Origin of the sequence: Bartonella sp. CM120XJJH, from assembly GCF_042194715.1 — a bacterium.
In the GTDB taxonomy this organism is placed as follows: domain Bacteria; phylum Pseudomonadota; class Alphaproteobacteria; order Rhizobiales; family Rhizobiaceae; genus Bartonella.
Map to the genome: position 1 here is coordinate 1 of NZ_JBHINE010000112.1, position 699 is coordinate 699.

Below are 699 nucleotides of genomic sequence, written 5' to 3' on the forward strand. Positions count from 1 at the left end.
ATGGGACGTGGAGCCAATATCATTCGAGTGTTAAGGGAATATTTTCCGATATTATGACTGCGGGCAAGTCTTTATCGCTGACACCGTGGATTTCACGGGTTATCGACCGTGATCAAGAGGGAAAGACCTGGGTTACAGGACGGTTGACATGGAAATATTCTGATAATTTTATTATGGGCAGTCGGGTTGATGTTTCCAGCCGTAAATTGGCTATTGCAACCTTTGAGCTTGATCACTCGCGCAAGTGGCTTGGAGGAGAATTAAGCGCGCATATAGGGTTTCATAAAGGGTTGGCAATTCTTGGCGCTTATGACGATAAAGAGCAAGAGAATGCAACAAAAAATTCACCCACAGGGCAATTTTCCAAATTGTCTTTTTCCCTAGGCTACGTGCGTCCTTTTTCGCTCAAACAATATAACTTTCGCTATAACACGCTGTTTTCAGGACAATTATCACCCGACACGTTGTTTAGTTCAGAGCAAATATCGCTTGGTGGTAGTTCCTCTGTGCGTGGGGTGCGTGAGGCGATTTATTACGGCAATAATGGGGTATTTTGGCGCAATGAATTGTCGCTGTTGTTGCCAGGTTTTTCTTCGAGAATGGGGCGTAAATTTATGAGCCAATTTGCCCCTTATATGGCGCTTGATCTGGGGGCCGTGGCCAATAATGTAAACAAAAACAGTTTTGGCGGGAGCCTCG

Annotated in this window: 1 protein-coding gene; it reads left to right on the top strand. The window is 45.1% G+C overall.

The genetic code is table 11. The features are described from left to right. The coding region (locus tag ACFIKU_RS10070; protein WP_375657425.1) for a ShlB/FhaC/HecB family hemolysin secretion/activation protein at positions 1 to 699 on the top strand (699 nt) is incomplete at both ends.